19 protein-coding genes and 2 pseudogenes are annotated in these 20,366 nt (G+C 62.7%); 7 read left to right on the plus strand and 14 right to left on the minus strand.

Features of this window, described 5'->3' with window-relative positions:
• Positions 1-96: 96 nt before the first annotated feature.
• Both NKH93_RS00005 and NKH93_RS00010 read left to right on the plus strand, forming a co-directional pair.
• Positions 97-372, plus strand: a pseudogene (locus NKH93_RS00005) (TOBE domain-containing protein); the annotation flags it as partial.
• Positions 373-618: 246 nt separating this feature from the next.
• A complete protein-coding gene (locus NKH93_RS00010; protein WP_352474067.1) occupies positions 619-900 on the plus strand; it encodes a hypothetical protein in 282 nt (93 codons plus the stop codon).
• A gap of 12 nt (positions 901-912) precedes the next feature.
• Here the strand turns inward: NKH93_RS00010 and NKH93_RS00015 are convergent, their stop codons facing one another.
• Positions 913-1,893, minus strand: a complete 981-nt coding sequence (locus NKH93_RS00015; protein WP_352474069.1) for an AraC family transcriptional regulator — start codon at positions 1,891-1,893, stop codon at positions 913-915.
• 91 nt (positions 1,894-1,984) lie between these two features.
• Between NKH93_RS00015 and NKH93_RS00020 the strand changes: the two genes are divergently transcribed.
• Entirely contained in the window at positions 1,985-3,208 is a 1,224-nt protein-coding gene (locus NKH93_RS00020) for an MFS transporter (protein ID WP_352448398.1), read from the plus strand.
• Here NKH93_RS00020 and NKH93_RS00025 read toward each other — a convergent pair.
• The gene (locus NKH93_RS00025; RefSeq protein ID WP_023675184.1) at positions 3,205-3,552 is read right to left on the minus strand and encodes a GFA family protein; all 348 of its coding nucleotides are present in this window, start codon (positions 3,550-3,552) and stop codon (positions 3,205-3,207) included. The genes NKH93_RS00020 and NKH93_RS00025 overlap by 4 nt on opposite strands.
• Positions 3,553-3,672: 120 nt before the next feature.
• On the opposite strand from NKH93_RS00025, the gene NKH93_RS00030 reads away from it, so the two are divergent.
• Positions 3,673-4,968 (plus strand): amidase, encoded by a 1,296-nt coding sequence (locus NKH93_RS00030; RefSeq protein ID WP_352474071.1) that lies wholly within the window; start codon positions 3,673-3,675, stop codon positions 4,966-4,968.
• Positions 4,969-4,982: 14 nt separating this feature from the next.
• On the opposite strand, the gene NKH93_RS00035 is transcribed toward NKH93_RS00030, so the two are convergent.
• Genes NKH93_RS00035 through NKH93_RS00055 form a run of 5 tightly spaced genes read right to left on the minus strand, consistent with a single transcriptional unit; the run spans position 4,983 to position 9,221 of the window.
• Entirely contained in the window at positions 4,983-5,366 is a 384-nt protein-coding gene (locus tag NKH93_RS00035) for a hypothetical protein (protein WP_352474072.1), read from the minus strand.
• A gap of 42 nt (positions 5,367-5,408) precedes the next feature.
• Positions 5,409-6,389 carry a hydroxyacid dehydrogenase gene (locus NKH93_RS00040; protein WP_352814573.1) on the minus strand — a complete coding sequence of 327 codons (981 nt, stop codon included), beginning with the start codon at positions 6,387-6,389 and terminating at the stop codon, positions 5,409-5,411.
• A 1-nt stretch (position 6,390) separates the two neighbouring features.
• Entirely contained in the window at positions 6,391-7,107 is a 717-nt protein-coding gene (locus tag NKH93_RS00045; protein ID WP_292661187.1) for a FadR/GntR family transcriptional regulator, read from the minus strand.
• A gap of 1 nt (position 7,108) precedes the next feature.
• Entirely contained in the window at positions 7,109-8,278 is a 1,170-nt protein-coding gene (locus NKH93_RS00050) for a mandelate racemase/muconate lactonizing enzyme family protein (RefSeq protein WP_352474076.1), read from the minus strand.
• A 55-nt stretch (positions 8,279-8,333) separates the two neighbouring features.
• Entirely contained in the window at positions 8,334-9,221 is an 888-nt protein-coding gene (locus NKH93_RS00055) for a sugar phosphate isomerase/epimerase family protein (RefSeq protein WP_352448392.1), read from the minus strand.
• Between the two features lie 392 nt (positions 9,222-9,613).
• Between NKH93_RS00055 and NKH93_RS00060 the strand changes: the two genes are divergently transcribed.
• From NKH93_RS00060 to NKH93_RS00070, 3 genes are all read left to right on the plus strand, one after another.
• Complete coding sequence (locus NKH93_RS00060; RefSeq protein ID WP_352823336.1) at positions 9,614-10,669, plus strand: sugar phosphate isomerase/epimerase family protein; 1,056 nt, start codon at positions 9,614-9,616, stop codon at positions 10,667-10,669.
• 155 nt (positions 10,670-10,824) lie between these two features.
• Positions 10,825-12,012, plus strand: coding sequence for a Gfo/Idh/MocA family protein (locus tag NKH93_RS00065; RefSeq protein WP_352814567.1), 1,188 nt, complete (start codon positions 10,825-10,827; stop codon positions 12,010-12,012).
• 227 nt (positions 12,013-12,239) lie between these two features.
• Entirely contained in the window at positions 12,240-13,091 is an 852-nt protein-coding gene (locus NKH93_RS00070) for a sugar phosphate isomerase/epimerase family protein (RefSeq protein WP_352823333.1), read from the plus strand.
• A 24-nt stretch (positions 13,092-13,115) separates the two neighbouring features.
• Here NKH93_RS00070 and phnE (NKH93_RS00075) read toward each other — a convergent pair whose 3' ends face one another.
• From phnE (NKH93_RS00075) to phnL, 7 genes and pseudogenes are all read right to left on the minus strand, one after another.
• The gene (gene phnE, locus NKH93_RS00075) at positions 13,116-14,483 is read right to left on the minus strand and encodes a phosphonate ABC transporter, permease protein PhnE (RefSeq protein ID WP_352823330.1); all 1,368 of its coding nucleotides are present in this window, start codon (positions 14,481-14,483) and stop codon (positions 13,116-13,118) included.
• 67 nt (positions 14,484-14,550) lie between these two features.
• Complete coding sequence (gene phnE, locus NKH93_RS00080) at positions 14,551-15,507, minus strand: phosphonate ABC transporter, permease protein PhnE (protein ID WP_352474083.1); 957 nt, start codon at positions 15,505-15,507, stop codon at positions 14,551-14,553.
• A gap of 159 nt (positions 15,508-15,666) precedes the next feature.
• Positions 15,667-16,575, minus strand: a complete 909-nt coding sequence (phnD, locus tag NKH93_RS00085) for a phosphonate ABC transporter substrate-binding protein (RefSeq protein WP_352968880.1) — start codon at positions 16,573-16,575, stop codon at positions 15,667-15,669.
• Between the two features lie 90 nt (positions 16,576-16,665).
• Complete coding sequence (gene phnC / locus NKH93_RS00090; protein WP_352968882.1) at positions 16,666-17,532, minus strand: phosphonate ABC transporter ATP-binding protein; 867 nt, start codon at positions 17,530-17,532, stop codon at positions 16,666-16,668.
• A gap of 166 nt (positions 17,533-17,698) precedes the next feature.
• Positions 17,699-18,409, minus strand: a complete 711-nt coding sequence (locus NKH93_RS00095) for a DUF1868 domain-containing protein (protein WP_352539452.1) — start codon at positions 18,407-18,409, stop codon at positions 17,699-17,701.
• A gap of 551 nt (positions 18,410-18,960) precedes the next feature.
• Positions 18,961-19,577, minus strand: a pseudogene (locus NKH93_RS00100) (DapH/DapD/GlmU-related protein).
• Positions 19,574-20,281 carry a phosphonate C-P lyase system protein PhnL gene (phnL, locus tag NKH93_RS00105; protein WP_352918354.1) on the minus strand — a complete coding sequence of 236 codons (708 nt, stop codon included), beginning with the start codon at positions 20,279-20,281 and terminating at the stop codon, positions 19,574-19,576. Before phnL ends, NKH93_RS00100 begins: the two are co-directional and overlap by 4 nt.
• Positions 20,282-20,366 lie beyond the last annotated feature (85 nt).

A 20,366-nucleotide genomic window follows, 5' to 3' on the forward strand; every position in this document is an offset into this window, starting at 1 on the left:
CCCCCCCCCCCCCCCCCCCCCCCCCCCCCCCCCCCCCCCCCCCCCCCCCCCCCCCCCCCCCCCCCCCCCCCCCCCCCCCCCCCCCCCCCAAAGACGGGCGCGGCGACCGACGGTCGCCCGCTCGTCTTCGGAATTCGCCCTGAAGACGTCTATCTCGAGACCGGCGCGCCGGTCGAGGCGCGGGTCCACGATGTCGAGAACCATGGCGTCGAAAAGATCCTGACGCTGCGGGTCGGCGACACCATGCTGCGCGCCACCGTGCCGGCCAGGACCGACGTGCAGATAGAGCAGCCGGTGCGCTTTGCCTGGAACCCGGACAAGGTGGTGCTGTTCGACAAGGGCAGCGGAATAAGCCTGCGTCACGCCGGCTAAGTACAAGCCTCTTTGCTGCAGCTAGAACGGATGCGTTCAAATCGAGCCGTGCATACCGCTCTAAACCATGTGTTTTAGCCGCATTTGTGCGACGTCGAGTGATTCCCTTGGCTGCTAAATGCTCGAGTCTTCCCGTCATCCCCCATACGGGGGATGCGGATGCTCCGATTTGTCGAATAGGCTGATCCTTTGGTCCCAAACGGGCTTTGCAAGCCCAATTTGGAGGCCCAAAACGGAGGGTTGGCTATGGGAACTCTATTTCGCGGTTTTGCGACGATCCTACTCGTCGCCGGTATGGGATTGTCGGCGGCGCATCTGGGCGAGGCGCAGGCAGCCAAGAAAGTTGTCGCAGGCGCGAAGGTCGACGCCAAGAAGATCAAGGATCTCAACGGCACGGTCAATCTGTCCACCAGCGACTGCAAGCTGTTGTTGAGCGGCACCGTCGTGGAAGTCTCGGATGGCAGGTGCGGGGCTTCCGGCAAATATTGCAAGAGCAGCGCCGGCTCGGCCTGCATCACCGAGCAATAATCCGGCCAACGTTTAGCCGGCCTGGCGGATATCAGCCTGTTCCTCAGCCCGGAAATGGCTAGGCGGCGATCCGATGACCCGTTTGAAGGCGCGGCTGAAGGAGGCGTCGGATTCGTAGCCGAGACGAGCCGCGACGACGGAAATCTTGAGCCGGTCGCGGACCAGCCATTGCCTCGCCTGGTGCATCCGCACCTGCGTGACGTACTTTGCCGGTGTTTCGCCGACAATGGTTGCGAAGCGCTCGGCGAAACCTGATCGCGAGGCACCCATCATCTTCGCCAGGGCTTCCACCGTCCAGTCGCGGTTCGGTTCCAGATGGATCGCGGCCAGCACCCGGCCGATCTCGCGGTCCCTGACCGCCGCAATCCAACCGGAAGAGTCGCCGCAGCCGCGCTCGACCCATGAGCGGATGACGGTCGCGGCGAGCACATCGGCCAGCCGCGCCAGGATGCCGCCGGAGCCGACGCGCTCCATCGTCACCTCGCGGGCCATCGCTTCCAGCAAATGCGGGATACCTGGCTCATAGGCCTCCAACTCATGTGCGCGCATCACGTCCGGCATCATGCCGAGCAAGGGGTGCAAGCCATCGAGATTGAAATACATGCTGCCGAAAAACAGCAAGGTCCCCGGACGGCAGCCGGGCATGCCGTCATTCGACATGCAATAGACACCCTTGCAGATTTCCTCGACCTCATAGCCGTGGATCGGCGCCGCCTCGGTACCCGGCTCGCTCGCCAGCGTGTGGGCTGAGCCGCGCGGCAACAATACCGCGTCGCCAGCCTTCAGTTCCACCCATTCGCCGGACGGCTGCAGCAACCAGCAGCCTTTGCGGCCGATGAAATGAAACCGTGCCGCCGCCTGAGCCGGAAAATGGATGCCCCAGGGTTCCTTCATCTCGCAACGGCCGTAATCGACGCCTTCGAGGCGCAATCCGCGCAATATGTCTGTCAGCGGATCACCGGTGACGGGGATTTTGGACGAACGGTCAAGCATAATGGTGTTTCTAGCATGGAAACTCCAGACAGTCACTCCCTATGTTGCACTGCAGCCAGATGCTGCGCTGCAACCAGATCGGAGATCCCTCATGACCGAACCCGCGACAGGCGTCATGGACGCCGTTCTCGACCCATCGGAAACCGGCGAACGATCCGAGCCCGCATGGGGGGCAGTGGTCTCCCTGGCGCTCGGAGTCTTCGGCCTGGTGACCGCGGAATTTCTGCCTGCCAGCCTGCTGACGCCGCTTGCGCAGGATCTCGGCATCACCGAAGGCGCCGCCGGGCAGGCGGTAACGGCAACCGCCGTCATCGGCGCGATTGCGGCGCCGACCATGGCCATTGTCACCAAGCGGCTGGACCGCAGGTTGGTCATGTGGGCGCTGACGGTGCTGCTTGTGCTGTCAAACCTGGTGGCCGCGTTTGCGTCCTCGCTTCCCGTTCTTCTGATTGCCCGCATCATGCTCGGGATCAGTCTTGGCGGCTTCTGGTCGATGTCGGCAGCCATGGCGATGCGGCTCGTTCCGATGCGGCTGATGCCGCGCGCCATGTCGATCATTCTCACCGGCGTTTCGGTGGCAACGGTCTGCGCGGCTCCGGTCGGCGCCTATGTCGGCGACATCTGGGGCTGGCGGACGGCGTTCATGATCGCCGCCGTGGTCGGAGCGCTGGCGCTGCTGGTGCAGGTGGCTACCATTCCGAAGCTGCCGCCTGCAGGTACGGCAGGTTTTCGCACGCTGCTGGAGGTGATGAAGCGGCCGATGATCAGGGTGGCACTGCTGGTGGTACTACTGGTCGCCTCGGGACATTTTGCCGGCTTCACCTATGTCCGCCCGTTTCTCGAGAAGGTGCCCGCGCTGGACATCGAGACGATCTCGCTTGTGCTGCTCGCCTACGGCATTGGTGGCTTCTTCGGCAATTTTGCCGGCGGCTTCATTGCCGAACGCAGCCTCAAGGCAGCCGTCAGCCTGGCGCCCCTGCTGATCGCGTTTTCGGCGCTCCTGCTGCTGGTGGTCGGAGGTTCACCCGTCGTGGCTGCAATAGCAGTGGCCAGCTGGGGCTTTGCCTTCGGCGCCGTCCCAGTCGGGCTGCAGACCTGGCTGGTGCGGGCCGCCCCCGATCAGGCGGAAAGCGCCGGTGGGCTCATGGTTATGACGTTCCAGGTCGCCATTGCGTTGGGCGCCGTCTTCGGCGGCCTGCTTGTCGACAATACCGGCGTTGCCACCGCCTTCGCCTATTGCGCGGCGGCGACGTTGCTTGCGGCACTGGCGGCGTTCTTCCTTGGCCCCAAGCCGATCGACGACCCCAAGGCCTAAACGGAACGGCCGTCGAAGTCGAAGACCGGCACGGCGGCGACGTCCAACGCCTCGATGCAATTAATATTGATATAGGCACTTCGCCCGCTCCCTTCGCCGACATCCTCGGCGAAGGGGTGAATGCCGCAGCTGCGGCAGAAGCGGTGGGCGATGACATGGTTGCCGAAACTGTAGCGGCCGAGATCATCGCCCCAGGCAAGCACCCGCATGCTCTCATGCGGAACTGCCCATAGCAGTGCACCCTTGCGCGAGCAGATCGAGCAATTGCACCGAACGGCTCCGGTCAGCTCGCCCTCGACCTCGAACGCGACCTTGCCGCAGTGGCAGCTGCCTTGGTAGAGCATCGCGCCTTCCTCCTTCGGTTCGACAGGTGCAAATCCGACCGCGCCGGGCTATGTCTCCTGCGGCCAGTTTCTGGCTGCTACCTTAAGACGTTGCAAGCGCGCGGAGTCCGACACCGAAAAATGCAATCAGCCCGCGATCACCTCGAAGCAATTCTTTCGTCTCTTGCCGCTCGCGTCGACGATGAGAGGGTTTTCGTAAAGCTCTACCCGGAAGCCGCCCGGGCGGCGGCGGACGCCACCGATGCGCGGCGAAAAGCCGGCGTCACGCTCGGGCCGCTCGATGGGGCGATCGTCTCGATCAAGGATCTGTTCGATGTCGCCGGCGAGCCGACCACGGCGGGCTCTCTGCTGCTCGCCAACGCAGCGCCGGCGCTGCGGGATGCCATTGTCGTGCAAAAGTTGCGCCAGGCCGGTGCAATCATCCTCGGCAAGACCAACATGACCGAGTTCGCCTTTACTGCGATCGGCGTCAATCCACATTATGGCACGCCCGGCAATGCTAGCGATGCCAGCCGTATTCCGGGCGGCTCCTCCTCAGGCGCCGGCGTTTCGGTGGGCGAAGGCACCAGCGAAATCTCCATCGGTTCCGATACCGGTGGTTCGGTGCGCATTCCGGCATCGCTGAATGGCGTCGTCGGTTTCAAGCCGACTGCGCGGCGCGTGCCGCTTGCGGGTGCGTTTCCGCTGTCAGCCACGCTGGACTCGATCGGTCCGCTGGCCCGCACCGTCGCCGAATGTGCGGCGGCCGATGCAGTGATGTCGGGCGAAAACCTGGCGGCACTGTTGCCGCTGCCGCTGGACGGCCTGCGCATCGGTATTGCGCGCGGCGTGCTGTTCGATGATACGCACGAAGAGGTCGCGACGACGTTCGACCGGTGTCTGCGCAAGATGGAGCTTAGCGGCGCACGGCTTGTGGAGCTGTCGATCGACGACCTGCTTGCCGATCTGCGCGTGGCAACCCAACGCGCGTCTATCGCGGCGATGGAAGGGGCGGAGATCCATGCCGACTGGCTGGCGGCGGGAGCGACGAGGCCGGTCGATCCGCGGGTAAGCGGGCCATTGTCGCGCGCCGCCGCCATTCCGGCCACGGTCTATATCAGGGCAATGCGCCGCCGCACGGCGCTGGCCGCCGCGATGGATGACCGGCTGGCGTCGGTCGACGTGCTGGCCCTGCCGACCACACCGGTGACGGCGCCGACGATCGTGTCGATGACCAGCGACGAGGCGCTGTGCAACAGGATGGAAGGCCTTCTGCTGCGCAACACGCAGGTCGCCAACCAGTTCGATCTATCAGCCATCTCGCTGCCGATGCCGGGAATGACGCGTCCGGCCGGGCTGATGCTGGTGGCGCGCAATGGCCATGACCACCACCTGCTGCGCATCGCAGCCGGCGTGGAGGGGCTGCTTGCAAATTGATCGCACAGCGCGTGTCAGCGCGACGAGCAGTGGCCGCGTTCGCTGTCCTTGGCGGCGCGTTCGATGCTGGTGGCGACCAGCCAAGGCAGGGTGTACCGCTTGCCGTTGAAGGTCCGGGTACGGTTCTCGATCGAGCCGACAACAACGACCTTGCCGGCATAGAGCTTGTCTGAAAGATCGAGCGCCTTGTCTTGTTGCGGCAGGCGATCGATGTCGATTGAAACGCCTTTGATGAGCTTCCCAGCAGCAAGGTCGAGTGCGCTGTTCGATGGACAGGGCGCCGCCAGGCAGCGTATGCCGTTGTCGCAGAACACGTAGCTACCCTGTTCGTTGGCGAAGGCTTGCGCCGTCGCCACGCAGAAGCCGGCGGTCAGCAGGAATTTTGTGACGCTTGCCATGCTGGCACCATCGTCGGCGAATTCGGGAAAATTGGGGCGCTTTCAGAAATCGGCAGGGAACCGCCGCCGGTAGTGCTCGACCACTTCGGGGTTGCGCAGATTGACCGGCAATCTGTTGGCCAGCACCAGCAAGGCTTCGCCAGCCGCGCCGACGCCCATGCGCATCATCGACTGCTCGGTAATCCCAGCCATGTGCGGGGTGACGATCACGTTGTCGAAGCCGAAATAAGGATGGTTGGGCGGTAGCGGTTGTGTAGCAAAAACATCGAGCGCAGCGCCGCCGATGCGGCCCTTCTGCAAGGCCTCGATCAGCGCGTCGTCATCGATCACCGGCCCGCGCGAAACATTGATCAGCAGCCCATCCGGCTTCATCCGCTCAATGCGCTCGCGGCTGATCAGCCCCCGTGTTTCGGGCGTCAGCGGGCAGCACAGAACGATGATGTCGCTCTGTTCGATGAGTGCATCGATCGACAGGAAGCCGACCCTGTCCGGCGCCGGCCGCATGCTGCGCGTCGTCGCCACCACATTCAGATCGAACCCATGGGCGGCGATGTGGCCAACCGCCTGACCGATCGCGCCGAGGCCGACAATGCCGATCGTCTTGCCCGCTAGCTCGCTGGCTACCACCGTGTGTTCGCGGCCCGCCAGCCAGCCCTTCGCACGCAAGTCGCGGTCCAACACACGGAAGCGCCTAAGCAGCGCCAGCGCCGCGAACATCACATATTCGGCGACAGATCGCGCGTTCACCCCCGGCACATTCGCCACCAGCACGCCGGCCGCATTGGCCGCTTCCATCGGTACCATGTCCAGCCCGGCGCCGTGGCGGATCGCGGCCCTGAGCTTCTTCGCGCCTTCGAAAAGCGCCGCAGGCAAGGGAGCGCGAACGATGATGACATCGGCGTTCCTCGCCTCGGCGGCCAGCGTGGCCGCATCGAGGGCGGAAGCAACAACGAGTTCGCCGGCCCCGGTCAGCATGGAAGCGGCACGAGGGTGGAGTCTGTGTGTTGACAGGATCTTGGGCATTTCAGGCCTTTTCGAGCGCAGGGCTTTCCGGTTCCGCCCCACGCCCCTCGATCAGCCCCTTCCAGTAGCTTTCCGCGCCTTGCAGGTGGGCGCTCATCAGCGCCTGGGCGAGATTGCCGTCGCGGCGCAGCAGCGCCTCGTAGATCTGGATATGCTCGGCATGGGAGCGCACGCTGCGTTCGGGATCGTTGAAATAGATCGGCAGGCGCAGTTCACCCATCATGTAGTAGACGCTGCAGATATTGTGGAAGACGCTGTTCTTGGTCGCCCGCACGATCTCGAGGTGGAACTCGCGGTCTTCCCGGGCAAGCCCTTCACCGGCGGCGATGCGATCCTCGGAGGCCTTCAGGATCTCGCGCAGCCGCTCGAAATTCTCCTCGGTGGCGCGTGAACAGGCAAGTTCGGCGGCCTTGATCTCGTGGATCTTGCGCAACTCGACCGTCTCGTAGATCTGGACGGGATCGAGCGGCAGGCCGGCGCGGGCGAACAGCGCCATCGCCTCGACGCTCGCCTGCTTCGTATCGATGTAGATGCCGGATTTCGCCCGTCGCTCGACGATGCGCATGGCCTCGAGAATGGCCAGCGCCTCGCGGATCTGGCCGCGGCTGACGCTGAAATGCTCTGCCAGTTCGCGCTCCGACGGCGTGCGGCCCGTCTCCTTGTCCGAATGGGAGAACAGATAGGCGGCGAGTTCCGCGAGAAGGTTCTTTTCTTTCATGTCAGCCGTGTTGCGCGTGCGCCTCCAGGAACCGCTCCGAAATGGTGAATCCCAGCCCGGGTCTATCAGGGATCGCTACCATACCGTCCTTTGCTTCGACAGTCTCTTCGATCAGATCGTGGATCATCGGGTTGGCGCCGAGCGAATATTCGACGGTGAAGCTCGCCGGTGAAGCAGCGCAGACATGCAGCCCGGCAAAGAAGCAGGGCGCGCCGGCCCAAAGATGCGGCGCAAAGCGCAGATTGAAGGCGCTGGCGATGGTGCCGATCTTCATCGCCTCGCTGATGCCACCGCAAAAGGCCGGATCCGGCTGGAATATATCGGCAGATTTGAGCACGGCGAGGTCGCGGAAGGCATAGCGCGTCGCCTCGCTTTCGCCGGTGGCGATCGGGATCGAACCGCAGGCGCGCACCTCGGCCATGCCGGGCTTGTCGTCGGCGATCACCGGCTCCTCGAACCAGGCGAGATCGAGGTCGCCGGCGAGATGGATAAAGCGCTTGGCTTCGGCCACCGTGTAGGTGCCGTGCGCGTCGACCATCAGGTCGATATCGGGACCGAGCGCCCGTCTGGCGGCACGGACGCGAGCGGCCGAGATATGTGGGGCGCCGTCCATGGCGCCGACGCGCATCTTCAGCGCCTTGAAACCGCCCTTGGCGATGTAGGACTGCAGCTGGTCGCCGATGGCTTCCGCAGTGGCCCAGCCGCCGGAAGCATAGGCCGGCATGCGGTCCAGCTTGCGGCCGCCGAGCAGCCGCCAGACCGGAACGCCGAGCGATTTGCCAAGAATGTCCCACAATGCGATGTCGACGGCGCTGATAGCCGCGATGCTCATGCCGCGTCGCGCCAATTGCGGCATGGCGTGGCCGGCGCGAGCGGCGCTATCGTGGCGCGTGCCATTATAGAGCATCTCCCATATGACGCCGATGTCAGCCGGGTCGCGGCCGACCAGCTGCGGGCCGACCTCGTAGTTCAGCAAATGGACAAGGGCGCCGTAGCTGCCGGCGCTGCCGGCGGCATTCTTGCCCTCGCCCCAGCCGACCAGCCCGTCGTCGGTCTCGATGCGCAGGATGGCGGCGTCGAACGTCGCCACCTGACCGAAGTCGCTGCGGTGCTGCTTCGCGGCTTCGATCGGTATGCGGACCCACCAGGCTTGGACCGTCTTGATGCGCATGTTCATCCTCGGCCCGGCCGCGGTGAGGCGGAAGGGCTCTTTCCAAACGGCTCGGCTACTTGATCAGCGGCAGCAGCGTTTCCGCGTTGATGCGCATCTGGTCGGTGTAGAATTTCTCCGTGAGCACGCTGGAGCCGTGGTCCTGAATGAATTTCAGCTGCTCCGGCGAGATGTCGACGGGGTTGCGTTCGACCATGTCGGGATAGGGGGCAGCCGGCGTGCGGTCGACGGGGGCGACGAATTCATTGGTCAGCGCGCCGTCATAGCCGATCTCCTTCAGCGTGCCGACGATCTTCGGCCAGTCGATCTGCCCGAGGCCGGCGGCGAAGCGGTTGTTGTCGGCGACATGGAAGTCGTACAGGCGCTTGCCTACCTGCCGGATGGCGTCGTAGACGTTAAATTCTTCCATGTGGATGTGGTAGGCGTCGAGGCAGACGCCGCATTCGGGGCTGACCGCATCGGCCAGCGCCAGTGCCTGGGCGCCGCGGTTGAACAGATAGGTCTCGAAGCGGTTGAGTGGCTCGACCGCGATCTTGACGCCGACCTTCTTGGCGTGGGTGAAGCATTCCCGGGTGGCGTCGACCACCCATTTCCACTCCTCTTCCTCGGTGCCGTCCGGCACCACCTTGCCGACGGTGGCCGGAACCAGCGTGATGATCTCGCCATCAAGTTCGCTGACCATGGTCAGCACGTCCTTGACATACTGCACCGAGCGCTCGCGTTGGCCCTGGTCCTTGGCGGCGAGATTTCGCTCGCCCAGCATCAGCGTCACCGCTCCCCAGCAGCGAATGCCGTACTCGTTCAACAGTGCGCGCGTCTCCTTGGGCTTGTACTGATCGGGTTCGCCGGAGATCTCGATCGACTCGTAGCCGAATTTCTTGATGCGCTTGAGCGTCGTTTCCAGCGGCTCCGCCCGCATCCAATTGTGCGTCGAAAGATGCATGGTCTATCCTTCCCAGAATCGCCTGTACCAGTTCGCCTGCGGCGCACTCTGCCGAAGCGTGCCGCATGATTCTTCCCCAAGGCGTCCCAGCATTTTTTGCAAACTGGTTCGACCAATTGGGCCTGATGGGAGGTCTACAGTAATTTCATCTGGACGGCAAGAAGTGCTGCCATCAAGCGTTGGCTCCTGTCTATGCTATTGATTATACTTAAACATGTGGCCTAACTCGGCATGGTTGCAGGACCGCGGCAGCGCGTCAAATGGCTTGACCGGATTTCGGCATTTGGTAATACCAGAATAGCGGCGCTGAGCGCGCTGTGCAAAGAGACCAAAGACGCTGGCCCTGTTTTCAATCGGCGCTATGCTTGGTCGTGAAACATAGGGAGATGCCGATGCCGACGACGATGAAGGGGCCTGGTCTGTTCCTGGCGCAGTTTGCGGGCGACGCCGCGCCGTTCAATTCGCTGGCCTCGATCACCAAATGGGCGGCTGGTCTGGGCTACAAGGGCGTGCAGATCCCGACATGGGACGCCCGATTGTTCGATCTCGAGAAGGCAGCCTCCTCCAAGGCCTATTGCGACGAGGTGAAGGGCATCTGCGCCGATGCCGGCGTCGAGATCACCGAACTGTCGACGCATCTGCAGGGGCAACTGGTGGCGGTGCATCCCGCCTATGACGCGCAGTTCGACGGCTTCGCGCCGGCTGCGGTGCACAACAATCCAAAAGCAAGGCAGCAATGGGCGGTCGAACAGATGAAGTTCGCCGCCAAGGCGTCGAAGAATCTCGGGCTCAAGGCGTCGGTGTCGTTTTGCGGCGCGTTGGCCTTCCCATACCTCTACCCCTGGCCGCAGCGGCCGGCGGGATTGATCGAGGAAGCGTTTGCCGAACTCGGCAAGCGCTGGAAGCCGATTCTCGACGTTTATGACGAGAACGGCGTCGATGTCGGCTACGAAATTCATCCGGGCGAGGACGTGTTCGACGGCGCGACATTCGAGATGTTCCTCGATGCGGTCGGCGGCCATAAGCGCTGCAACATCAACTACGACCCGTCGCACTTCCTGCTGCAGCAGCTCGATTATCTCGAATTCATCGACATCTACCACGAGCGGATCAAGGCGTTCCACGTCAAGGATGCCGAGTTCAATCCGACCGGGCGGCAAGGTGTCTATTCCGGTTACCAGAGCTGGACCAACCGTGCCGGGCGTTTCCGCTCGCTCGGCGACGGGCAGGTGGATTTCGGCGGCATCTTCTCCAAGCTCACTCAATACAATTACGATTCATGGGCGGTGCTGGAATGGGAATGCTGCCTCAAGCACCCGGAGGATGGTGCGGCCGAAGGCGCTCCCTTCATCCAGCACCACATCATCAGGGTGACGGAAAAAGCATTCGACGACTTCGCCGGCGGCACGACCGATAAAAAGATGCTGCGCGGCATGATGGGGATCTAGCACAGATATCCCTCCCCCTCGAAGGGAGGGTCGATCCACGCAGCGGATCGGGGTGGGGTCGCCGGGCGTAGAGCTCGGCATGAACCAACCCCACCCGGCCGTGCGGGCCACCTTCCCCTCAGCGGAGGGGTATTTCAGTGACGAGGGAGAAAATCATGGTTGGCGCATCGAAGACGGAAACGGGAGGCGGTCCGATCCGCTACGGCATGGTTGGCGGCGGACAAGGCGCCTTTATCGGCGCGGTGCACCGCATCGCGGCGCGCATTGATAACGAGTTCGTGCTGGTTGCCGGGGCCCTCTCGTCGAATCCGGAGCGCGCCAAGGCCTCGGCGGCCGAGCTTGGGCTCGATCCGGCACGCAGCTACGGCTCCTATGCCGAGATGGCCAAGGCGGAGGCCAAGCGGCCGGATGGCATCGAGGCGGTGGCCATCGTCACGCCGAACAATGTGCACGTGCCGGCAGCCAAGGCTTTTCTCGAGGCCGGCATCCATGTCATCTGCGACAAGCCGCTGGCGACGTCGCTGGCCGAGGCGAAGAGGTTGGCCGCGCTGGTCGAGAAGACCGGCAAGGTGTTCGTGCTGACGCATAACTACACCGCCTATCCGATGGTGCGGCAGGCACGCGAGATGGTGGCCAAGGGACAGCTCGGCGATATCCGTATCGTGCAGTCGGAATATCCGCAGGACTGGCTGACCGAAGACCTGGCCGCCACCGGCCAGAAGCAGGCTGCGTGGCGCTCTGACCCGAAGCAGGCGGGTGCCGGCGGTGCGCTGGGCGATATCGGCACGCATGCCTACAACCTTGCCCGTTTCGTCTCCGGGCTGGAGCTCGATTCGTTGTCGGCCGATCTCGATGCCTTCGTGCCGGGGAGGCTGCTCGACGACAACATCAATGTGCTGCTGCGCTTCAAGCCGGTCGGCGGGTCGCACCCGGCGAAGGGAATGATCTGGGCAAGCCAGGTGGCGCCCGGCCACGAGAACGGGTTGAAATTGCGCATCTACGGCTCGAAGGGCGGCCTCGAATGGGTGCAGGCCGACCCGAACTATCTCTGGTACACGCCGTTCGGCCAGCCGAAGCAGTTGATTACCCGTAATGGCGCCGGCGCGCTCCCCGTCGCCGGGCGCGTCAGCCGCGTTCCGCCAGGGCATCCGGAAGGCTATCTCGAAGGTTTCGCCAACATCTATCAGGAAGCCGCGCGGGCTATTCGTGCAGCGCGCCGGAAGGGCGGGAAGCCGGCCAAGGATGTCGTCTTCCCGACCGTGCAGGACGGCGTCGAGGGCATGGCCTTCATCGAGGCCTGCGTGAAGTCGTCGAAGAAGAACGGAGCGTGGACGAAGCTTTAATCGCTGCGCCCGGTTAATGGGAAGTCCCCGTCACCCGGATTGCCAGCCGAATTGCAAGGCAATTCGGGGCAATCCGACCTTTCCTCGTGGGGAGAGGAGATCGTTGGCGCTGGCGTTCACCTCTTTTCCCCGGCGGGGAGAAGGTGGCCACGAAGCGGCCGGATGAGGGGGCTTGTGGCGAAGTCGCCGGAGGAGCAAGCCCGGCCGTAAAAAGGGGAGGGGCGTCGATGAAAATCGGCATGTGCATGTTGTTGTGGACGACCAGTGTCTCAAAAAAACACGAGCCGTTGTTGAGGGACATCAAGGCGACCGGCTTCGACGGCGTCGAGATACCGGTCTTCTCCGGCACGCCGGACAACTACAGGAAACTCGGCGAGCTGCTCGACCGTATCGGGCTGCAACGCACCGCCGTCTCGGCGATGGGCGATCCGGCGATGAATTTGATCTCGCCGGATGCCTCGACGCGCAAGGCCGGTATCGACTACATGAAATCGACGATCGACTGCGCTCAGGCGCTTGGCGCGAACACGTTGAGCGGCCCGCTCCATTCGACACTCGGGGTCTTCTCCGGCAGCGGGCCGACGGCGGCCGAGAAAAAACGTTCGGTCGCTTCGCAGCGCGTCATCGGTGACCATGCCGGCAACAAGGGTGTCACCATCGGGCTGGAGGCGCTCAACCGCTTCGAATGCTATCTGCTCAACACGATGGACGATTTGTCGGCGCATATCGACGCGATCGACCGGCCGCACATCAAGGCGATGTACGACACGTTCCATGCCAACATCGAAGAGGCTGACCCGATCGGGGCCTATACGCGCAACCGCAAGAACATCGTCCATATCCACATTTCGGAGAACGATCGCGGCGTGCCGGGCCGCGGCCACGTCCCTTGGAAAGAGACGTTCTCTGCCATCCGCAAGAGCGGTTATGACGATTGGCTGACGATCGAGGCGTTCGGCCGCTCGCTGAAGGATCTGGCCGCGGCCACCAAGGTGTGGCGCGACTTTTCCGAAGGCCCGGAAGCCGTCTACCGCGACGGCTACAGGCATATCAGGAATGGATGGAGGAAGGCGCCCTAACCGCACGCCTGCGCAACGCCTCTGTCAGCCCTGGCCGGCCTGGATCCGGTTGTAGTCGTGGATCGTCCTGCTCAAGCGGCGGCGCAGGAAATTGGAAATGTTGTCGAAGATGAAAACGACGAGCAGGACCAAGAGCACCATGTAGAAGACATTGGCCCAGTTGGAATTGGTGCGCATCGCCTCCCAGAGCTTCAGGCCGATGCCACCGGCACCGACGGCGCCGATGATCGTCGCGCCCCTGGTGTTGGATTCCCACTGATAGAGTGTCTGGCTGATGAAGACCGGGATCACTTCCGGCAGCACGCCATAGCGCTGCACCAGCAAGCCGTTGGCGCCGGTCGACTGGATGCCCTCGCGTGGCTTGTCGTCGATGTTCTCGAGGCCCTCCGAATAGACTTTGCCGAGCGTGCCGATCTCGGTGAAGAAAATCGCGGCGCTGCCGGCAAGCGGGCCCGGGCCGAAGGCGCGGGTGAAGAACAGCGCCCAGATCAGCATGTCGACCGAACGCATGAAATCGAAGAACCGCTTTAGCACCTGGCTAAGCAGGCCGCTCGGGGTGATGTTGCGGGCGGCGAAGAAGGCGAGCGGGAAGGCAACGATGCCGCCGAGCAAGGTGCCGAGAAACGCCATGACGATGGTCTGGAACAGCTTCGTCCAGACGTCGCCATGCTGCCATTGGGCGTTGTTCCAGATATTGTCGGCGGCCAGCGCAATGTTTGATGTGCCCGGCTTGAGCTGGGGTCCGGACATCAGCAACGAGACCACCTCGCCGGGCGACTTGCCGAAGAAGGGCGAGCGTGTGTCGAAGACGAAATTCGCCCAGCCGAGGAAGCGTTTGCGGACCTTGACGCGATCGACGGTTATGCGGACCTCGCCGGCAAAGCCCATCCTGGCGACGATCTCATCGTCATGCGCGGTGATCCACTCCGGCACCGGGCCGGATATTACCGGTTTGCCGCTGGTCAACGACATCGGCACCGCCTGGCCATTGGCGACCAGCGTCGCCTCGGTCTTGTCGAAGATGACCGATTTGGCCCGGCCGTCGATCAGGATGGTGTAGGAACCGTTGGCGTTGGTGATGACCCAATCGGGATGCGGGTCTTCGCCGAGCGCCGAAAAACGCGGGTATCTGGGTGTGATCTGAGGCTGGTCGAGACGGAATTCCGGCTGCAGATCGTAGCTGATCCATTGCGTCAGGAAGAGCGGCAGGCGCTCCCAGTGCGATTCCCTCAGCACTTGCGGCAGGCTGAAGAACCACAAGGCGTAGAGGAGATAGAGCAGGATGCCTGTGAACAGGACCAGCGGGCCGAAGCGTTTGTACAAGGGCCGCCGGAACACTTGGGGAAAGCGCTCCTCGATCGACCGCATCTCATCGGCGGTCATTGCGGCCATGGGCCGTCTTCTTGTTGATTTGCCATGATCTTTTCCAAAAACCGGAATCCACTTTTTGGGATCATGGTCAGGCACCCATCATGAATGCCTGCTCGCCGACGAGCTTGCGGCGTAGCCAGGCGGAAAACTGGTCGACGAGGAAGATCGTCGTGAACAGCAGCAGCACCAATGCCAGCGTCTTGGCGCCGAAGCCGCGCGAGATGGAGAGCTTCAGTTCCTCGCCGATGCCGCCACCGCCGACCGCGCCGATAATGGTCGAGATACGCACATTGATCTCGATCCTGAGCAGCGTGTAGGACATGAAATTGGGCAGCACTTGCGGCAGGCCGGCAAAGCGCACGCGCTCGAACCAGTTGGCGCCGACCGCGCGCAGGCCTTCTTCGGCGCGCATGTCGATGTTTTCGTTGATCTCGTAGAAGAGCTTGCCGAGGGCGCCGATGGAATGCAGGCCGATGGCGATGATGGCTGCGACCGGGCCGGTCGAGAGGATGGCTGCGAACAGGCCGGCAATGACGATCTCGGGGAAGGCGCGAAGCAGTTCCATGAAGCGCTTTACGACGAGCCTGAGCATCGGACTGGGCGTCAAGTTGCGCGCGGCGATGAAGGAAAAGGGCACCGCAAAGACAAAGCCGATGAAAGTGGAAACCAGCGCCACGTTAAGCGTGGTGAGCATCAGCTCGAAATATTCGGGTAGATAAAAGCCGCCCCAGAGATAGACGCGGCCAAGCGGGAAGTTGAACTCTTGGCTGCCCTTGTCATGCGGCGATGCGATGTCGAACAGCGCCCGCCAGACGTCGTTCCAGTCCTTGGGAACAAGCCAACTAAGGAAATCCAGTATGTGCGGCAGCCGATCGAAGAAATGTCCGGCATTGGCCTCGTCGGCGAACCACATGGCTGTGCACATGGCGACAAGCAGTGAGCCGATGCCGAGCGCCGTGTAGAACCGTCGCAAGGACGTCTGGCGTCGCCAGGCGTCTGCTGCCTGCCGGACCGCGTCTGAACGAATTGTAGCGGCGAAGGTCATACGGGGTCACGAGCGGACACACAAAAAGGGCGGCGACCGCATCGGCCCGAAAGTCGACTTTCGGAAAGCACGATGCGGCATCTAAGTGTTAGAGCGTACTTTGTGCGTCCAAGTGGACGCACGTCGCTCTAATGGACGCCGTCCTTTTCGAAATTGTCGTCAGCCGCCGATCGCGGCTTTGCGGGCTTCGACGATGACGCTGTAGAAGTCCGGCTTCACCGGAACATAGCCGGTGAAATCGCCGCCTTCGATGGCCTCGAAGCAAGGCTTGTCCTTGGCCGGCAGGCCGGTGAAGAAGTTGGCGAGCTTGGCGCTCATGTCGCCGCCGAGTGCGGTGCGCACGACCAGCGGGCCGTTCGGGATCAAGCCGGAGCGCCAGACTTCAACGAAATCGTTGGGGTCCACGGCGCCCTTGGCGACTTCCTTGTGGAAGGTGCCGGAGGTGTAGCCGTTCTTGAAGTCGCCGATGCCCGAGGAGTCGTCAATCGCAACATCGACCTTGCCGTCGCGAACCGCGAGAAGGTTGTTCTCGTGGCCGCCATTGAACTGGGTCGAGGCGAAGAAGGTTTCGTTCGAAGCGCCGGTGTCCTTCGGGATCTGGGTCAGCGGGATCAGGTAGCCGGAGGTCGAATCCGGGTCGGCATAGCCGAGCTTCTTGCCCTTGGCCGACTTGATGTCGGTGATGCCGGACGACTTCAGCGCCAGGCCGATCGAATAATAGCCGGTCGCGCCGTCGGTCTGCTGGGTGGTGAGGATCGGGGTCACGGCGTTCGGATCCTTGAGGTAGACGCTGGCATAGCCCGACGCGCCAAGCTCTGCGAAATCGAGCGTGCCGCCGAGCAGGCCCTGGATAACGCCGTCATAGTCGGCGGCCGGGAACAGCGAGACCTTCTCGAAGCCGAATTCGGACTTCAGGTGATCGGCGAGGCACTGAAAGTTGCGCAGCCGGTCCGCTTCGTTTTCACCGCCAAGGATGCCGATGCGGAATTCCTTGATATCCTGGGCGTGAGCGGCGCTTGCCGCGATGGCGAGCAATGAAACGGCGCCAAAAACCATCTTCCTGAACATTATCTCTCTCCTGTTGGTCTCGGCCTCGCGCCGGTAGCGTTCGAATTTTTTGACAGGTGCCTTTGACGCGGGCGGGCGATCAGGTCGTTCTCAATATCCCGGGAATGCGGGCTCGAGCGGTCCGGCGGATGCAGCGATTTTCTGTTTGATGGCGACACTGGTGGAGGTGATGGCCTCGGAGATTTCGCCGCCATTGCTGTCGGCGCCGTAGACCATGCGCACGGCCTCGCGGTTGAGGGCTTCAGGCGGGCCGTCGAAGACGACCTTGCCGGCGGCTATGCCGATGATGCGGTTGCAGTAGGTGCGGGCCGTATCCAGCGTATGCAGATTTGTGATGACGGTGATGCCCTCGCGCAAATTGATGTCCTGCAGCGAATCCATCACCACCTTGGCGTTGAGCGGATCGAGCGAGGCAATCGGCTCATCCGCCAGCAACACCTTCGGCTGCTGCATCATGGCGCGCGCAATCGCAACGCGCTGCTGCTGGCCGCCGGAAAGCGTGCCGGCCGGCTGCAGGGCGGTGCGGGCGATGTCGAGGCGCTCGAGGGCTGCAACCGCCTCGGCGCATTCACCGCGGGAGAACATGCTAAATAGGTTGGACACGGTCGAACGGTGATTGAGCCGGCCGAGCAGCACATTGGTCAGCACATCGAGGCGCGGCACCAGGTTGAACTGCTGGAAGATCATGGCGCAGTCGCGCTGCCAGCGTCGGAGCGGCGAGCCGCGCAGCCGGGAAATTTCGGCGCCGTCAAAAAAAATCGATCCTTGGCTCGGATCGATGAGGCGGTTGATCATGCGCAGAAGCGTCGATTTGCCGGCGCCGGAGCGACCGATGATGCCGACCATCTGACCGTGCGGAATCGAGATGTCGACATTGCTGACAGCGGTGTTCTTGCCGAACCGGCGGGTGACGCCGCGAATTTCGAGCGTTGCTGACATTTCTGGCGTTGCTGACATGGGTAAGTTCCAGTCCAGTCGCGGTTGAAGGTCTGTTAACCCTCGCTAGCGCAACGGCATGAACCTGCGGTGTCGGATTGATGTCAGTTTTGTTACTGCCCACAGGCGCGTTTGGCGCGAAGGCGAGTTGACCCAAACCGCTGCCGTCCGGGCGGCTTGGATGGGATCAGCCGAGGATCAGCAACTCCTCGAAATGCTCCATGTCCCTGAAGCGGCAAAAGGCAGGTGGCCGCAGCTCGATCACCGGAGCCTGGCGGGCAAACAGCGAGAGGCAATCGTCGAACAGATCTTGCCACTCGGACGCCCCTTCGTCCGCCAGACGCCGGATCTGGTAGGCGAACGTGATGTGGAAGACGTAAGTGTCGTGGTCGGGATGCCGGTATCCGAAAGGCGCCGACAAGGCATCGCGCCATGCGCGCAGGATATGCACGTCCTCATCGGTTGCGCCGGCAACGGTCAAGCCCGTCGGCACGACATCGACGACCTTGATCTTGAAGGCGCCGTAGCCTTCGAAGCCGTTCAGGCGTTCCTGATAGAGGCGGGTCATGTCGTCGATGCTGGTGTCGAGCGGCACATCCTCCGGCCAATAGGGAAGCCGGCGGCGGTATTCGATGATGCCCTGGAACAGCGTCATGTGCAGGCTGGAGACGGGCGTGAAGGCCAGCCCGTCGGCATCAGGCATGGCGCGCATGCGCTCACGCACGTCGATGATCACCGCTTCCGAAGCCGAGCCGTTGACGAGATGGCAGACGACCGTGTTGCCGGGCTCGTTGAGAAAATTACCAGAGGTGTCGTAGCGCCTGCCGAGATGCACCGGAGGGGTCGGGTTCGAGCCGGCAAAGAATCCGGCGAGCGAAGGTCTGACTGAAACAGGCATTGCGATCTCCAAAGGAAGGCCGCGTCCTGCCCCGACGATGTGTCAGGGACATGAAAACCGTGCCAAGAAGTAGAATATCAAAGGCATGATTCGCCAAGTGATGCTGCCGGGGTTTCCACATCATCAAGATTGAAATAAAGATTCAAACTCGTATCAAAGAGAGGCTTCCTAATTGCTACGTTGGCGCCAGTGGTTGCGACTGTATGCTGCAGGGGTAGTCGCTGCGATGAGTTTCACAGTGGCCCTGGTTTTGACGTCCATATATCGGGTTGGTAGCTTGAACCATCCAATATCTGGATACTTGTACAATTATGGAAATGGGCGTGACGCGGCCATTATTCTAATGATTCTCATTTTTTTAATCGTTCTAGTTACGATAAATTTTGCAAATAAAGTTGAGGAAAAAACCAAATCGCTTATAGATATTGGTTATGACAAAAAATTTATAGAACTTATCAGGTTAAATCAGACTGGTGTTGCTATTCTTATTACGTTAGGATTTCTTTCTATTATTTTGGACATTTGCCTGAGCGGCTGACTTATTCAGGGCGTCAACCCCCATGCTTCTCCAAAAACTGATTGGCCTCCAGCTCGCGGAAATCGTCGAGCGCGGCGCGCAGCCTTGCATGGTCCCAGTCCCACCAGGCGAGCGCCTGGTAGCGCTCCGCGGTGCGGCGGTCGAAGCGTTCGCGGATCGGCTTGGCCGGTACGCCGGCGACGACGGTGTAGGGCGCGACGTCCTTCGACACCACCGCGCCGGCACCGACCGCCGCGCCATGGCCGACGGTGACGCCGGGCAGGATGGTCGAGCCGTGGCCGAGCCAGGTGTCGTGGCCGATGGTGACGCGTTTGGCGCGGCGCTTGGCGAAGAATTCGCTCTCGTGCTCGCGTCGTCCCAATAATCCGAGGCGCGATAGGTGAAATGGTGCAGCGTCGGCCGCTAGGTCGGATGGTTGGTGGCGTTGATGCGCACGCTGGCGGCGATGTTGGCGAATTTGCCGATCGTCACGCACCAGACGCCACAGTCCTGCATCATGTAGGAATAGTCGCCGAGCGTGCTTTCCGACACCCGGCAGCGCTCGGCGATCTCGGTCCAGCGGCCGAGCGTCGAGTTCTCGACTTGCGCCGTCTCGTGGACCAGCGGCGTTTCCGACAGCTTTCTTGTCATGCGGCAATTTTCCCGGCGGCAAAAGCTGTCACGTCGATGACGCGGTCGGCCACCGCCTCGCGCACGTCGTGGTCGTGGAAGATACCAAGCAGGGCAACGCCGGCCGCCTTCTTGGCCGCGACCAGCGCAATCACCACGTCGCGGTTCCTGGCATCGAGCGAAGCGGTCGGCTCGTCGAGCAGCAGGATCGGATGCTCGGTGATGAAGCCGCGCGCGATGTTGACGCGCTGCTGTTCACCGCCGGAGAACGTCGCCGGCGGCAGCGCCCAGAGCTTCTCCGGCAGGTTGAGCTGCGCCAGCAAGGCGCGTGCCTTGCCGTGCGCGACCTCGCGCTCCTCGCCGCGCTCGACCAGCGGTTCGGCCACGACATCGAGCGCAGAGACACGCGGCACGGTGCGCAGGAACTGGCTGACATAGCCGATGGTAAGCCGGCGCACGGCAAGCACGGTGCGCGGGCTGGCCGAGGCGAGATCGATGAGCCCGCCCTCGTGCTGGACGATGATCTGGCCTTCATCGGCGGCATAATTTCCGTAGAGCATTTTCAGGATCGAGCTCTTGCCGGCGCCGGAAGGGCCGCCGAGCACGGCGCATTCGCCGCTCCTGATCGAGAACGACACGCCGGCGACGACAGGCAGTTTGATGCCGTCGCGCAGATGCATGGTGAAGCTCTTCGCGACATCGGAGACAACGAGCGGGGTTGTCATCAGAGGGTTCTCCAATCGTCATTCGTCTGCGGGCCAACACCCCCCTCTGGCCTGCCGGCCATCTCCCCCTCAGGGGGGGAGATTG

The sequence above is a fragment of the Mesorhizobium sp. M0954 genome (genome assembly GCF_040319155.1).
GTDB lineage: Bacteria > Pseudomonadota > Alphaproteobacteria > Rhizobiales > Rhizobiaceae > Mesorhizobium.

Excerpts from the sequence above, each read along its gene's own strand:
- NKH93_RS00010 (WP_352474067.1), top strand. The coding sequence starts at position 619 with ATGGGAACTCTATTTCGCGGTTTTGCGACGATCCTACTCGTCGCCGGT.
- NKH93_RS00015 (WP_352474069.1), bottom strand. The coding sequence starts at position 1,893 with ATGCTTGACCGTTCGTCCAAAATCCCCGTCACCGGTGATCCGCTGACA.
- NKH93_RS00020 (WP_352448398.1), top strand. The coding sequence starts at position 1,985 with ATGACCGAACCCGCGACAGGCGTCATGGACGCCGTTCTCGACCCATCG.
- NKH93_RS00025 (WP_023675184.1), bottom strand. The coding sequence starts at position 3,552 with ATGCTCTACCAAGGCAGCTGCCACTGCGGCAAGGTCGCGTTCGAGGTC.
- NKH93_RS00030 (WP_352474071.1), top strand. The coding sequence starts at position 3,673 with ATGCAATCAGCCCGCGATCACCTCGAAGCAATTCTTTCGTCTCTTGCC.
- NKH93_RS00035 (WP_352474072.1), bottom strand. The coding sequence starts at position 5,366 with ATGGCAAGCGTCACAAAATTCCTGCTGACCGCCGGCTTCTGCGTGGCG.
- NKH93_RS00040 (WP_352814573.1), bottom strand. The coding sequence starts at position 6,389 with ATGCCCAAGATCCTGTCAACACACAGACTCCACCCTCGTGCCGCTTCC.
- NKH93_RS00045 (WP_292661187.1), bottom strand. The coding sequence starts at position 7,107 with ATGAAAGAAAAGAACCTTCTCGCGGAACTCGCCGCCTATCTGTTCTCC.
- NKH93_RS00050 (WP_352474076.1), bottom strand. The coding sequence starts at position 8,278 with ATGCGCATCAAGACGGTCCAAGCCTGGTGGGTCCGCATACCGATCGAA.
- NKH93_RS00055 (WP_352448392.1), bottom strand. The coding sequence starts at position 9,221 with ATGCATCTTTCGACGCACAATTGGATGCGGGCGGAGCCGCTGGAAACG.
- NKH93_RS00060 (WP_352823336.1), top strand. The coding sequence starts at position 9,614 with ATGCCGACGACGATGAAGGGGCCTGGTCTGTTCCTGGCGCAGTTTGCG.
- NKH93_RS00065 (WP_352814567.1), top strand. The coding sequence starts at position 10,825 with ATGGTTGGCGCATCGAAGACGGAAACGGGAGGCGGTCCGATCCGCTAC.
- NKH93_RS00070 (WP_352823333.1), top strand. The coding sequence starts at position 12,240 with ATGAAAATCGGCATGTGCATGTTGTTGTGGACGACCAGTGTCTCAAAA.
- phnE (WP_352823330.1), bottom strand. The coding sequence starts at position 14,483 with ATGGCCGCAATGACCGCCGATGAGATGCGGTCGATCGAGGAGCGCTTT.
- phnE (WP_352474083.1), bottom strand. The coding sequence starts at position 15,507 with ATGACCTTCGCCGCTACAATTCGTTCAGACGCGGTCCGGCAGGCAGCA.
- phnD (WP_352968880.1), bottom strand. The coding sequence starts at position 16,575 with ATGTTCAGGAAGATGGTTTTTGGCGCCGTTTCATTGCTCGCCATCGCG.
- phnC (WP_352968882.1), bottom strand. The coding sequence starts at position 17,532 with ATGTCAGCAACGCCAGAAATGTCAGCAACGCTCGAAATTCGCGGCGTC.
- NKH93_RS00095 (WP_352539452.1), bottom strand. The coding sequence starts at position 18,409 with ATGCCTGTTTCAGTCAGACCTTCGCTCGCCGGATTCTTTGCCGGCTCG.
- phnL (WP_352918354.1), bottom strand. The coding sequence starts at position 20,281 with ATGACAACCCCGCTCGTTGTCTCCGATGTCGCGAAGAGCTTCACCATG.